We start from the raw sequence: 13273 nt of genomic DNA, 5'->3' as shown, positions 1-13273 counted from the left end.
GCACAATCGTCGCAGGCGCTATCGTCACCTGCTCAATTGTCATCGGCCAGGGAGCCAAAGGGCGATCTGGGGAAAGGCGACCAGCAGCGCGACCAGCAGCAACGAACAGCCGATAAACGGAAAGGCTGAGGTGTAGATCGTTCGCATGGTCGTTCCGGGCGGCGCCACCCCTTTCATCACGAACAACAGGAGCCCGAACGGCGGGGTGGTGAAGCTGATCTCCAGGGCCAGAAGCATGATCAGGCCGAACCAGATCGGGTCAAATCCCAAGGTCAGTGCCAAAGGAAAGAAAATCGGAACGGTCAGGAGCATGATGGATATCTGTTCCATGAACATTCCCAGCAGCAACAGGACCGCAAACATCACCAGTAGCATGGCAATCGGTGCCAGTTCAAAGGATGTTGCCCAACTCACAAGACCGCGCGAGGCGCCGGAAAAGGCCAGAAGCTGACTGAAAGTGGCCGATCCGAACACAATCAGATAGGCCATCAGGGTCACTTTCAACGCTCCCTTGATGGACTTGTGCATGGCCTCCACGGTCAGACACCTGAACACCGCGGCCAGGATCAGCACACCAAGCGCACCGAAGGCAGCAGCCTCGGATGGCGTCACAAATCCGTTGATCATCAGGATGACAATCAGAACCATCACGCCGACCATCGGGACCACTTCCCGCAGGAGCAGGCCGAGCTTGCCTTTAAGGGACAGCGGCTCGACGTCATACGCCGGGGCCGCTGATGGATCGATCCTGGTCTGGAGCCAGATGGTCCCGATATAGAGCGCCGCAAGGATCAATCCGGGAATGATACCTGCGATCAGCAAGGCACCGACATCGATTTGAGCCAGGGTTGCGAGCAGAACGGCAAGAGCCGACGGCGGAATGATGATCGCCAGCCCGCCGGTGCCCAGGATGGGTCCTATGCTCATGTGAGGCTTGTAACCCCGCTGCCCCATCTCGGGCACCATCAGCGATCCGAGCAGGGCCGTTGATCCCATCGATGATCCGGACAAGGTCGAAAACGCGGTTCCTCCCAGAACAGTGACGTAGCTCAGCCGGCCGGGCAGCCGGCCAAGAAGCTGGTCAATGGCATTGAACATGCGTCCACCCAGGCCGGTATGGAAGAATATTTCTCCCATCAGCAAGAACAGGGGGATTGGAACCAACGCGAATTTGGTCAGGGATCCAAGACCATTGTTGAGCAACTGGCCGATACCGCGTTCGCCGCCCATGAAGACCCAGGCACCGATGATGTTCGCTGCCAGAAAAGCCAGCGCGATCGGCATGCCCATGGCCATGAAAAACACGATGACCCCGATAAGCAGGGCAAGCGCTTCATACCATTCCATTATTCGTGGATCCCTGCTTCGCCGGAGTGCATCAGCTCTGATCCGAAGACAAAGCGCAGAAATTCCACGGCCATCAGCCCGAAGCTGAGCGGAAAGGTGATCGTCAGCAGCCAGCGCGGATAATAGTAGGCGCGGGTGTCATAATCGCCCCGCTCGATGTTCTTCAAAAACAGTTCAAGCCCTTTCCAGGCGAGAATGACGCAGACGAGTACACAGGCGATCGCGACCAGCCGGCTGACCACATGGCGCGCTTTTTCGGGCAAGGTCGATGTCACCAGTTCGATGTGAACATGCCCCTTTTCCCGCACCAGCCAGGGGGCTCCGAGCATGGTCATGTACAACAATCCGTATTCGGAAGACGTGAAAAGCCAGGCAAATGGCTGCAAACCGAGGTTGCGCATCAGGACCGAGACCACAACCGAAATCATGAGCCAGACAAGCGTGGCTCCTGCCACAAAAGCCATGGCGTACAAGAATGTGGAATAGGTCTTCGCGATGGACGTCATGAAGTGGCTCCGGACCCCAGATGTGCAGACCCGCCGGAAGAGCGGGCCTGCGATTTCGTTATTTGGAGGCGTTCAGATCGTAAAACAGTTCGATCAACCGGTCATAGTTTCCGGTTCCACCGGGCTGTTCCGCCATCAGGCCCTTCATGCGCTCCCAGGTTTTGTCCCGGGCAGCCGCCAGATAGTTGGCCTTTGCTTCGCCTTCGAGAGAAATGGTTTCCATGCCTGCGGCATCCAGTGCGGCGAAATCCTCGTCGCGTTTGGCGCGCAAGGCTGCGACACTGTCGATCTCATGCTGAATGGCAACGTCCTGCAGGATCTTTCTGGATTCGTCAGAAAGTGAGTCCCATTTCTCCTGATTGACGATCACGCCGAGATCAGTCGAAAAGAAACAGGGTTCGATCCGGTAGTTCAGGAACTCGTTCCACTTCAGATCAATCAACCCGATCTGTGTCCAGCCGGTCGCATCGACCACTCCGCGCTGCAGCGCGGCATAGACTTCGCCGGTCGGCAGATCGATCACCTGAGCGCCAAGGTAGTTGGTGAAGAATGCATTGTAGACGTTGTTGCCGCGAAGCTTGATACCGTCCACCTCGAGGTTTCCGTCTGCATCGAAACTCGGTTTGTCGCGGGTCCACAAATTGTAGCACACGCCACTGTCGAACCAGCCAAGATACTTGAGGCCCATCTTCTCCTGATGGATCTCGTCGATCAGCGCAATACCACCGTTCTCGCGCGTTTCGACGGCTGTCAGGTTGGACGCCACCATCGCGTCTTTTTCCGGCAATGAACCGCCGTAGAAGGACCCGGGCGTGTAGACCATGTCGACAATGCCATCGCGGACGGCATCCGCCTGCTGGAACATCCCGATGGCTTCCGGTCCGCCCCTGACGTCAATCTGGATCACGCCTTTTCCGGCTTCATTCACCTTGTCGACGAACGACAGAAAGCTCTTGGTGTAGATCAGTGTTTCCGGAAACGCATGCACAGCGGAAATGGTGTCTTCCGCCTGCGCTGCTGCGCCGAAGAGAGTTGAACCGGCAACAAGCCCGGCAAGAACAGTTCTCATCATAGCCTTTCTCCACTTTTCGGGACCTGCTTTTGCAGTGTCCCATTGGCTGTGAGGCAACGTCCTTGATGCCTCACACTGAATTCCTCTACGGCCAAGACCGCCCCGCCTTGGGTCGCACCCAGGAATTGTCATGCATCTGGTTTGCCCTGTGACGCGCAATCTCGGGCAAGTGATGAAGCGTCAGGTCGATGTCGTCCCAGCCGTTGATCAGCTTGGTGCGCCAGCTGGGCTCCAGAGTGAACCCGAGGTCCAGATCCCCCAGGCTGATCCGGCCGGTTTCCAGCTGGATTCGCAAAGGTCCGGACGCTTCTTTCAGCCTGTCGATCAATGCGGTCGCATCGTCCTCAGATACCTGGGCCGGCAGCAGACCGTTGTTGACTGCATTCCCGGCAAAGATTTCACCAAAACTCGGGGCGATAACCGCGCGGATCCCCGCATCAACCAGTGCGTAGACAGCAGCCTCACGCGACGAACCGCAGCCGAAATTATGTCCGGCGACAACAACGCTGGCGTCCGGGTGTCGGTTCAACGGAAAGTCGGCAAGCTCATCTCCGCCCGCATCACGGCGCAGATCATGCAGAAGAAAGCGTCCATAACCTTCGCTGCGAGAATGCGTCATGAACCGGGCAGGGATAAGCTGGTCCGTATCCACGTTCTGCAGCGGCAGGGCGACCGCCTGGCCAGCATGTTCCGACCACCCCGCCATCACGCGGTTCTGCCTGTCAGGAGCGGACGAACATCCGTGATGGTGCCGGTTACGGCGGCGGCGGCAACCATGGCCGGTGACATCAGATGCGTGAGGGCACCGGGGCCCTGGCGGCCGCGGAAATTTCGATTTGTTGAAGATGCGCACCGTTTTCCGGGGGCCACCAGGTCGCCATTCATGCCGACACACATGGAGCAGCCCGAAGCAACCCACTCCAGTCCCGCCTGGATGAAGACCTGATCCAGTCCCTCTTGCTCGGCCTGCGCTTTCACCAGACTGGATCCGGGAGAAACCAGTCCGGGCACTTTCGATTTCCGCCCGGCCAGGACTGCCGCGGCCGCCCGCAGATCCTCAATCCGGCCGTTCGTGCACGACCCGACGAACACCTGGTCCACCGGAGTACCTTCGATGGGTCGCCCGGCTGAAAGACCCATATAGTCCAGTGCGTCGCGCACTGCCTGGGCATTGCCATGCACCTCGGATCCGGGGTCCGGGATATTGGCCGTGACCGGGAGCGCCTGTTCGGGGCTGGTGCCCCAGGTGACCGTCGGCGCAATGTCGGCGCCGTCGATATGGACATCCCTGTCGAATTCGGCGGCGTCATCGGAGCGCAACTGCGCCCAGGCTTCCACCGCCCTGTCCCACGCAGACCCACGAGGGCTGAACGCGCGCCCCTTCACATAAGAAGCCGTGGTCTCATCCGGTGCGATCATGCCCATCCGGGCACCGCCTTCGATGGACAGGTTGCAAAGCGTCATTCGCCCTTCCATCGACAGGTTCCGGATCGCGGTCCCGGCATATTCGATTGCGTGACCTTTTGCGCCGCCCGTACCGAGCCGGGCGATCCAGTTGAGAGCAATGTCCTTTGCACTCACCCCCGGTCCAAGCGCTCCGTCGATTTGCAGGCGCATCGCGGCGGGTTTCATCTGCCAGATCGTCTGGGTCGCCAGAACATGGGCGACCTCGGTTGCGCCGATGCCGAAGGCAAGAGCGCCAAATGCTCCGTGTGTCGACGTATGGCTGTCACCGCAATTGATCAACAGGCCCGGCAAGGTCAGCCCCTGTTCAGGCCCGATCACGTGGACAATGCCTTGCTCGGGATCGTCCAGATCAAACAGGCGTATCCCGTGATCTTCGGCATTGCGTCGCAGGGTTTGAAGCATGCGTTCAATTCGGGGATCGGCGATCTGTCCGTGCCGGCGTGTCGGGGCATAATGATCAACAACCGCAAACGTCAATTCCGGCTCGGCCAGTTTCGCACCGCGTGCCTTCAGTTTGGCGAACGCATGGTGGGAGCCTTCGTGCACCAGGTGGCGGTCGACCCACAGAAGCGACTTGCCATCCGCGTGCGAGACAATTTCATGAGCAGCCCACAACCGGTCCAGAAGCGTGCGCGGCGGGCTCACCGCGTGTCCTCCGAGGATTTGCCGATCGCAGGCTGCCAATGCCGCGCACCGCCGTCGCCAACCCGGGTCAGCGGCATTTCAAGCTGAAACATGTCGGGCCGGTAAAGTCCCGAGAGGTATTCAACACCGTTGCCATCGACATCGCGCACGACACGCCGCAAGGAAAGCAGCGCCGATCCGACGGCGATACCGAGCGCATCAGCGACCTCCGGACCCGCCAGGGACGCGGAAACGGATTGATGCGCATCGCGGATCTGAACGCCACTAAGCTCCAGCAGCTTGAACAGGGGCGTCGTCGCGAGATCATTTTCCGAATAATTGCTTGCGATCGCCGCGGGCACATAGGTTGTCAGGTGAGAGAAAGGTGTCCCGTCGGCGCTGCGCACCCGGATTGCGACCTGAACCTGCTCACCTGACTCGATCTGCAGTGCGCGGGCAACAAATTCAGGTGCGGTATCGTAGGAAAACGACAGAAGACGGGCTGTTGTGTTGCGCCCCATCTCGACGAGTTGCGGCATCAGGGTGGCCAGGTTCATCGCCATTGGCCTGTTCGGCTGACCCGAGGTGCTCACCGTCGTTCCGCTGCCCGCGCGGCGCGTCACCAGTCCGGCTTCGGCCAAGGCATCCAGCGCCCGCCGGATTGTCACGCGCGAGACCCCGAATATCTCGGTAAGCTTTTGTTCCGCAGGCAAGGTCACGCCGTCCGCCAAACGCCCATCGGCAATTTGGTCACGCAAAGACAGATAGACCCGACGCGCCTTGGCACCATCAGGAAGTCGCGATTTTGCCGGCTTGTTCACGCAACAAATTCCTTCCTAAGTCGGCCTCGATGTTACAGCTCGATTTTAAAAACTCAAGCTTCTGTCCGATAATTTTCTAATTTTCTGTATTAACAAGCGATTCAAATTGGTATTATAGATAGTACAAATTTCTCGGGAGGGCAGCATGCCGATCGTCGAACTACATGTCTTGCAAGGCTATGGGCCCGAAGAAAAGCGCCGGTTGTGCGAGGCCCTGACAGATGCGGTTCGTCTGGTCGTTCCCGCTGCGCCGGAGGCCATCACCGTCATGATCCATGAAATGCCACCGGAGAACTACGCGCGCGGCCGCAGGAGCCGTGCGGGGGCTCCGGCGCTTGCCGATCCGGCAGAGATCGTCAGGGACTATCTTCAGGCAATGGAGGCGCGTCAGACCGACGTTGCCCAGGGGTTTCTCGGGGACGGTTTCACCATGCGTTTTCCCGGCGCGCCACCGATGTCCCGATTGCAGGAGCTGATCGACTGGGCCAGACCGCGCTATCGCTTCGTCAAAAAGTCCTATGAAGGTTTCGACGCGATGCAGAGCTCCGGTTCGGCAGCATTGGTTTATTGTCGCGGATCCCTGTCGGGCGAGTGGCCCGATGGCACCGCTTTTGACGGCATCCGGTTTATTGACCGGTTTGAGATCGAGGCCGGCAAAATCACCCGTCAGGACGTTCTGGAACGACATTGCGGAGGTAAAGTCGACGGCATGAGCGAGATTGACCCAATCACATTGTCGGTTCTGGCCGGCCGCATGGAACAAATTGCCGATGAAATGGACGCGACCCTGTTTCGCGCGGCCTTCAACCCGATCATCGCCGAGGCTCACGATGCCAGTCACGGTCTTTATCATGCAACCAATGGGGACACCCTGGTTCAGGGCAAATCGGGTCTGCCCATCTTCGTGGGGGTCATGTCGTTCGCAGTCAAGGCCGTGATCGAGAAAGCGGGCGCGAGCGGCGATCTGCAGGACGGCGACATCTATATTTTCAATGACGCCCATATCGGCGGCACGCATCTGTCCGACATGCGTCTTGTCCGTCCCTATTTTCGTGATGGTGAGTTGTTCTGCTACCTCGCCTCGGTAGGTCATTGGCACGACGTCGGCGGTGCGGTGCCCGGCAATTATAATCCGGCGGCAACGGATGTCTTCCAGGAAGCGTTTGTCCTGCCTCCGGTGCGATTGGCCCGGGCCGGCGAAGTCAATCAGGACATCATCGACATTCTCCTGCGCAACACGCGCCTGCCGCAATCGGCCATGGGGGATCTGAACGGACAACTGGGTGCGCTCGATCTGGGAATAAGGCGCATGGATGAATTGCTGGATGAATATGGCGCCGCGACCGTCCATGCCGGGCTTGATGCCCTCGGACACCGGGCCGAGGCCTTGATGCGATCGGAGCTTGAAGAATTGCCCGATGGCCGCTGGGAAGCGGAAGACTTTCTCGACAATGATGGCATCACCGACGAACCGCTGGCAATCCGTGTTGCGCTGGAAATCAGCGGCGATCAGATGACACTCGATTTTGCCGGGTCCGCACCGCAATGCGCCGGGCCCGTCAACATTGCTCTGCCGACCACCGTCGCCACCGCATATGTGGCGATCAAGCACATCTTCCAGGATTTGCCGGCCAATGCGGGCGTGATGCGCCCCATCAGGGTGCTGGTTCCGCAGGGATCGCTTCTGTCCTCGGAATTTCCGGCTCCGACGGGCGGTTACACGGAAACAATTCTTCGGATGATCGACGTGATTTTCTGCGCCTTCGCCAAGGCTGCGCCCGATCGCGTCGTTGCCAATGCCTATGGGACGATCAATGCCTTGTCGATTGCCGGAAAACGCGACAATGGCCAACCCTGGGTGATGTTCAGTTTCTACGGTGGCGGCCATGGCGGATCGCCGGAATGCGACGGTCTGAACCACGGCAATGCGCCCATTTCCACCGCGACCATACCGCCAATGGAAATACTCGAAGCCGCTTATCCGGTGATGTTTCGGCAGTGGGCGCTGAGGCCGGACAGCGCCGGAGCCGGTGCCCATCGCGGTGGCATGGGGGCTATCTACGAAATCGAGGTTCTGGAAGAAAACGGAGCGGAAGCCTTCCTGTTTGGCGAACGTGGCCGTTTTGCCCCCCAGGGGATCGTAAACGGGCAAAGCGGAGCCCTCAACCGCTTCACCTACCAGCAGGACGATGGCTGGAAGACACCGCCCCTGGCCTCGAAGATGCGCGGGATCAAGCTCCGGAAGGGACAGGCTGTGCGCCTGGAAACACCCGGTGGCGGCGGCTATGGCGACGCTGCCGATCGCACGCCCCGCGACGTGGCCCGCGATGTGGCCCGCGGTCTGGTCAATGCGGAGGCTGCCGATGAGCACTACGGAAACGCCTGGCGCGAGGTAACGATATGAGCGGGCGCATGATTGGTGTCGATGTCGGCGGCACATTCACGGATGTTTTTGTCCTGAACGAATCCGACGGCAGCGCGTCCGTGGCCAAGGTGCCGACAACACGTCCGGACCAGTCCGGCGGGTTCCTCGACGGGATTGGACGTGAAGTGTCCGATCTTTCGAAAATCTCGGTTGTCGTGCACGGCACAACGGCCGGCACCAATGCCTTGCTGGAACGCAAAGGCGCGAAAACCGGCGTGATATGCACACAGGGCCTGCGCGACGTTCTGGAAATGCGCCGCCGGGACCGTCCGAGAACCTGGGGCCTGAGAGGTGATTTCGAACCGGTCGTCGATCGGAGAAATCGACTTGAGGTCCCTGAGCGCACGCTTGCGGACGGCTCCATCCGCACACCGGTGGATCTTGATGCTGTCCGGGCAGCGGCCGCCCGATTGCGCGATCAAGGCTGTGAAGCGGTTGCGATCCTTTTTGCCAATGCCTTCGCCAATCCGGAAAACGAAGCCGAAGCGGTCTCCGCCGTTCGCGCTATCTGGCCCAATCCGCATGTGTCGGCGTCGTCCGAGATCCTGCCGGAAATCCGCGAATTTGAACGTTTTTCCACCACGGCGCTCAACGCTTACCTGCAGCCCGAAGTGTCCGGCTATCTTGACCGGCTGGAACAGGCGCTCAAATCCGGCGGGTTTGACGGCGAATTCATGATTGTCCAGTCCAACGGTGGCGTCATGGCGGTCGATACCGCCTGCAGGCTTCCTGTCCGCACAGCGCTGTCGGGGCCGGCTGCCGGTGTCATTGCGGCGGGCTATATTGCGGAAACCGCCGGGTTCGACAACATCATCACCGGCGATATGGGGGGCACCAGTTTTGATGTGTCGCTGATTGCCGGGGGACAATCGATGTTGTCGCCGCAGACGTCCATCGACTTCGGCATGGTTGTCCGAAACCCCATGATCGAAATCACGACAATAGGCGCTGGCGGTGGCTCGATTGCCTGGGTCGACAAGGGGGGATTGCTCAACATCGGCCCCGAAAGCGCAGGCTCCGATCCCGGCCCTGTTGCCTACGGGCTCGGCAATGATCGGCCGACGGTAACCGACGCAAATGTGGTTCTCGGCCGGATCGATCCTGAAAATCCGATAGGCGGCAAGCTCGCGCGGCTGGATGTCGAGGCTGCTGCAAAAGCAATCGACACGCATGTGGGCGCTCCTTTGAAGCTCGATACGCTCCAGGCGGCCGAAGCCATTTTGCGGGTCGCGAATTCCCGCATGGCCGGTGCCATTCGCCTTGTCAGTATCGAACGTGGCTTCGATCCCAAACGGTTTGCTTTCATGCCCTTTGGCGGTGGCGGTGCCCTGCACGCAGGTGCAATGCTGGCGGACGTTGGCATCGCCCGCGCCATCGTCCCGCGTTATCCCGGCGTGACCTCCGCCATGGGCTGCGTGATCGCCGACATGCGTCAGGATTTCGTGCAGACGATAAACTCTCTCGTGAGTTCGCTCGACGAAAAATCTCTCGGAAGCTTCATGCAAAGCCATGCCGATCAGGGCATGGCCTTGCTGGATGCGGCACGCACCACTTTTGAAGCACGGCAGGTGAGCTTCGAACTGGACATGGCCTACATCGGCCAGACGCACACGGTCTCGGTCCCACTCGCTGTCACGGTCGAGGGCGGCAGGGTGATACCGCCGACCCGGGCGGAGATCGAAGCGGCCTTCGACGCTGCCTACCTGGCCACCTTCGGGCGGTTGCTGGACAAAGGCGTGCGCCGCATCCTGAACCTGCGCAGCGCAGTGACCGGCAAACGGCCCAAGTTCGATCTGCACACCCTGGCTCCGACCACGACCGGACCCGTTTCGGCCAAATCGAACCGCCCGGTTCATTTTGGTGGCTCCTGGCACGAGACAGCGATATACGACCGCCTCGATCTGCCGGTTGGCACCGTGATAAAAGGACCGGCGATTCTGGAACAGCCCGATACGACGGTGCTGGTGGAACCTGGTCTGCTCGCCCGGGTCGACACTTTCGGCAATACGATCATTGAACCTTCGGAGGATCTGTCATGAGCGATTGGAAATCATGGGACTTGACCCGCACCGCGCTCCTGACGATCGATCTCCAGAACGACTTTCTCCACCCGGAAGGTGCCTATGGACGCGCTGGCCAGTCCTCTGAAAACATCCTGTCGCTGCCGCGGCACATCGCCCCGATCGCAAAGGCGCTGCGGGCCAAGGGTGGCCACTACATCTCGGCTCAGTTCACATTGGTGCCGGATGCCAGTGGTGAACCTCTTGTTTCGCCGCATCTGAAAAAACTGCGCCCCTTTCTCGGCAAAGGCGATTTTGCGCCGGGCAAATTTGGACATGACCTGGTTGATGAGCTTGCGCCTGCCGACTATGTGGTCGAGAAGGTTGCCTATTCAGCCCTTTATCAGACACGGCTGGAATACATCCTCAAGGCGGCCGGCATCGACACTTTGATTGTCGGCGGCATCGTCACGAACGGCGGGGTGGCGTCCACCTTGCGTGACGCGCACCTGCGCAATATCGAAACGCTCATGTTGACGGATGGGTGTGCGGCTTTTCGGCAAGAGGTCCACGACGCAACGCTTCTGTCGCTGGCGACGGTCACCGAACAAATGAGCTGTGCTGATACGTTGGCATGGCTGGAGAGTGCAGCATGAGCCTGAAGACACGCCTTTTGCAAAAAGAGATTCTTCTGGCACCCGGTGTTTACGATGGTTTGACGGCCACTCTGGCCACCGATGCCGGCTTCGAGGCGCTTTATCTCAGCGGTGCTGCGGTTGCCTATACCCGTCTTGGCCGTCCGGACATCGGGCTTACGTCCGTAACCGAGATGGCGGACACCATGGCGCTGGTCGCTGACCGAACCGGGCTGCCGGTGATCATCGATGCGGATACCGGCTTCGGCAACGCGCTCAATGCACAGCGCACCATGAGGCTTTATGAGCGCTCTGGTGCATCCGCCCTGCAAATCGAGGACCAGACCTATCCGAAGCGCTGCGGTCACCTGGCCGACAAGTCCCTGATACCGGCAAGCGAAATGGCGGGGAAGGTGAAGGCCATGGCCGATGCCCGCAAATCCAGTGAAACGCTGATTATTGCACGCACCGACGCCATTGCCGTGGAAGGGTTCAATGCCGCGATCGATCGCGCCGAGGCTTATCTCGAAGCCGGCGCCGATGTGCTCTTCATAGAAGCCCCTCAGACGCGCGAGCAGCTGACGGACGTCGCGCAACACTTCGCCAATCGCGTTCCCTTGCTGGCAAACATGGTCGAAGGCGGGGCCACGCCGATCACGGGCGCTGACGATCTGGAAGAACAGGGCTTTTCGATCGTGATCTTTCCCGGCGGAATTGTGCGCGCCATCGCTCGAACGGCCTGTGAATACTATGAAAGCCTTCGCGACAATGGCAGCAACAGGCCGTTTTCTGACAGAATGTTCGATTTCGACGGCCTCAACAAAGTGATCGGCACGCCCGCGATGCTTGCCCAGGGCGTAAAATATGATCGAAACCAGAGCTGACACCGCGCCACCGCCTGCCGTATTCGACCTGTCATGTGAAACGCTGATCATTGGTGCAGGCGCAGGCGGGCTGGTTGCCGCACTTGCCGCCCATGAAGCCGGCCAGTCTGTCCTGGTGATAGAAGCCGATGCCGTCCCGAGCGGCTCCACGGCCCTGTCCGCCGGCCTCATCCCCGCTGCGGGTACCAGGGCGCAACAGGCAACCGGCATCGACGACAGTGCCGAGCTCTTTGCAATCGACATTCAGTCGAAAGCCAACGGCGAGAACCAGCAGGATCTCGTGGACCGGCTGGCCAGCCATTCAGGACCGTTGATCGACTGGCTCAGCGACACCTATGAATTGCCGTTTTCCGTTATCTCCAATTTTGACTATCCGGGCCACCGCAGACGGCGAATGCACGGTCTCCCGACACGGTCCGGGACGGAGCTGATCGACGCACTCCGCGCGGCCTGCGAGGCCTGCGGCATCGACATCATTTGCGAACGCAGGGCGCACCGTCTGTTTTACGAAAACGGCCACGTCCATGGCGTGTCGGTCACCCGGCCGGACGGCGGTGTCGAGACAATCGGCTGCGGGAGATTGATCCTTGCCTGCAATGGATTTGGCGGAAATCGCGAACTGGTCAGCCGCTTCATACCTTCGATTGAAAACGGGCTGTGGTTCGGTCACGACGGCAACCGCGGGGAAGCGCTGTTATGGGGTCAGGAGATCGGTGCCGATCTGGGTCACCTGGGATCGTATCAGGGCCATGGAAACGTCGCGCACCCGCACGCAATCCTGATCACATGGGCGGTGATTGCCGAGGGCGGTGTCCAGGTCAATTGCAGTGGCGAACGGTTCTGGAATGAATCGCAGGGCTACTCCGAGGCTGCGCGCGTTGTTCTGGCGCAGCCCGAAGGTCAGGCCTACTCGATTTTCGACAGCCGGATCGCCGCAGTGGCGCGCCAGTTCGAGGACTTCAAGCGGGCAGAAGCGGCCGGAGCGATCAAGACGAGCGATACGCTGGAGGGCCTGGCCCGGCAATTCGAACTGCCGACCGACGCCTTTCTGAAAACGATAGAAAGCATTCCCGAGAACGGGACCGATGCGTTCAATCGAAAGTTCGGAAACGAACCTCTCAGGCCACCCTATTGCGGTGTGCGCGTTACCGGGGCCCTGTTCCACACGCAAGGCGGCCTCAAGACAGATGAACACGCCCGGGTCTTGAACGAAAACGGCGTGCCTTTCCCCAATCTCTTCGCCTGCGGAGGCGCTGCCTGCGGTGTATCGGGACAGTCTGACAGCGGCTATCTCTCCGGAAACGGCCTCCTCAGTGCGGTCGTTCTGGGCAAGCTGGCCGGCCAGTCTGAATAGACGGACCGGTCTCTCACCGGACCTTCCGGGCGCTTCCAGCGCCATCTGAAATTCCCGCCACTTTGACCCCGGACGGGACCAAAGCCTCTCCCCTACCGGTCATCGCCGCATTGTTCTGTGGGTGGCGGTTCTGTCGCG

General features: G+C 60.0%; 11 protein-coding genes. 5 read left to right on the top strand and 6 right to left on the bottom strand.

Annotation, left to right across the window (positions count from 1 at the left end):
* Window positions 1–39: 39 nt before the first annotated feature.
* From AC0VX3_RS08425 to AC0VX3_RS08400, 6 genes are all read right to left on the bottom strand, one after another.
* Window positions 40–1347 (bottom strand): TRAP transporter large permease, encoded by a 1308-nt coding sequence (locus AC0VX3_RS08425; RefSeq protein ID WP_475524329.1) that lies wholly within the window; start codon window positions 1345–1347, stop codon window positions 40–42.
* Window positions 1347–1853: a TRAP transporter small permease gene (locus AC0VX3_RS08420; protein WP_475524328.1), complete on the bottom strand. Its 507-nt coding sequence runs from the start codon at window positions 1851–1853 to the stop codon at window positions 1347–1349. Before AC0VX3_RS08420 ends, AC0VX3_RS08425 begins: the two co-directional genes overlap by 1 nt.
* Window positions 1854–1911: 58 nt before the next feature.
* Window positions 1912–2925 (bottom strand): TRAP transporter substrate-binding protein DctP, encoded by a 1014-nt coding sequence (dctP, locus tag AC0VX3_RS08415; RefSeq protein WP_475524327.1) that lies wholly within the window; start codon window positions 2923–2925, stop codon window positions 1912–1914.
* 85 nt (window positions 2926–3010) lie between these two features.
* Complete coding sequence (leuD, locus tag AC0VX3_RS08410; RefSeq protein ID WP_475524326.1) at window positions 3011–3631, bottom strand: 3-isopropylmalate dehydratase small subunit; 621 nt, start codon at window positions 3629–3631, stop codon at window positions 3011–3013.
* The gene (gene leuC, locus AC0VX3_RS08405; protein ID WP_475524325.1) at window positions 3631–5037 is read right to left on the bottom strand and encodes a 3-isopropylmalate dehydratase large subunit; all 1407 of its coding nucleotides are present in this window, start codon (window positions 5035–5037) and stop codon (window positions 3631–3633) included. The genes leuD and leuC overlap by 1 nt, the downstream gene beginning before the upstream one ends.
* Window positions 5034–5735: a GntR family transcriptional regulator gene (locus AC0VX3_RS08400; protein ID WP_475524324.1), complete on the bottom strand. Its 702-nt coding sequence runs from the start codon at window positions 5733–5735 to the stop codon at window positions 5034–5036. The genes leuC and AC0VX3_RS08400 overlap by 4 nt, the downstream gene beginning before the upstream one ends.
* A 247-nt stretch (window positions 5736–5982) precedes the next feature.
* Here AC0VX3_RS08400 and AC0VX3_RS08395 point away from each other — a divergent pair, with 247 nt between their 5' ends.
* The 5 genes from AC0VX3_RS08395 to AC0VX3_RS08375 are packed head-to-tail and all read left to right on the top strand — an operon-like array spanning window position 5983 to window position 13135.
* The gene (locus AC0VX3_RS08395; protein WP_475524323.1) at window positions 5983–8241 is read left to right on the top strand and encodes a hydantoinase B/oxoprolinase family protein; all 2259 of its coding nucleotides are present in this window, start codon (window positions 5983–5985) and stop codon (window positions 8239–8241) included.
* Window positions 8242–8249: 8 nt separating this feature from the next.
* A complete protein-coding gene (locus tag AC0VX3_RS08390) occupies window positions 8250–10301 on the top strand; it encodes a hydantoinase/oxoprolinase family protein (protein WP_475524322.1) in 2052 nt (683 codons plus the stop codon).
* Window positions 10298–10918 (top strand): cysteine hydrolase family protein, encoded by a 621-nt coding sequence (locus AC0VX3_RS08385; RefSeq protein ID WP_475524321.1) that lies wholly within the window; start codon window positions 10298–10300, stop codon window positions 10916–10918. The genes AC0VX3_RS08390 and AC0VX3_RS08385 overlap by 4 nt, the downstream gene beginning before the upstream one ends.
* Window positions 10915–11781, top strand: a complete 867-nt coding sequence (locus AC0VX3_RS08380) for an isocitrate lyase/PEP mutase family protein (protein WP_475524320.1) — start codon at window positions 10915–10917, stop codon at window positions 11779–11781. The genes AC0VX3_RS08385 and AC0VX3_RS08380 overlap by 4 nt, the downstream gene beginning before the upstream one ends.
* Window positions 11762–13135 carry an FAD-dependent oxidoreductase gene (locus tag AC0VX3_RS08375; protein WP_475524319.1) on the top strand — a complete coding sequence of 458 codons (1374 nt, stop codon included), beginning with the start codon at window positions 11762–11764 and terminating at the stop codon, window positions 13133–13135. Before AC0VX3_RS08380 ends, AC0VX3_RS08375 begins: the two co-directional genes overlap by 20 nt.
* Window positions 13136–13273: the final 138 nt, after the last annotated feature.

The organism is Roseibium sp. QJM3NY_11 (assembly GCF_056173175.1).
This window is presented reverse-complemented; position numbering and strand designations above follow the sequence as displayed.

Excerpts from the sequence above, each read along its gene's own strand:
- AC0VX3_RS08385 (WP_475524321.1), top strand. The coding sequence starts at position 10,298 with ATGAGCGATTGGAAATCATGGGACTTGACCCGCACCGCGCTCCTGACG.
- AC0VX3_RS08395 (WP_475524323.1), top strand. The coding sequence starts at position 5,983 with ATGCCGATCGTCGAACTACATGTCTTGCAAGGCTATGGGCCCGAAGAA.
- leuD (WP_475524326.1), bottom strand. The coding sequence starts at position 3,631 with ATGGCGGGGTGGTCGGAACATGCTGGCCAGGCGGTCGCCCTGCCGCTG.
- AC0VX3_RS08375 (WP_475524319.1), top strand. The coding sequence starts at position 11,762 with ATGATCGAAACCAGAGCTGACACCGCGCCACCGCCTGCCGTATTCGAC.
- AC0VX3_RS08425 (WP_475524329.1), bottom strand. The coding sequence starts at position 1,347 with ATGGAATGGTATGAAGCGCTTGCCCTGCTTATCGGGGTCATCGTGTTT.
- dctP (WP_475524327.1), bottom strand. The coding sequence starts at position 2,925 with ATGATGAGAACTGTTCTTGCCGGGCTTGTTGCCGGTTCAACTCTCTTC.
- AC0VX3_RS08380 (WP_475524320.1), top strand. The coding sequence starts at position 10,915 with ATGAGCCTGAAGACACGCCTTTTGCAAAAAGAGATTCTTCTGGCACCC.
- AC0VX3_RS08390 (WP_475524322.1), top strand. The coding sequence starts at position 8,250 with ATGATTGGTGTCGATGTCGGCGGCACATTCACGGATGTTTTTGTCCTG.
- AC0VX3_RS08420 (WP_475524328.1), bottom strand. The coding sequence starts at position 1,853 with ATGACGTCCATCGCGAAGACCTATTCCACATTCTTGTACGCCATGGCT.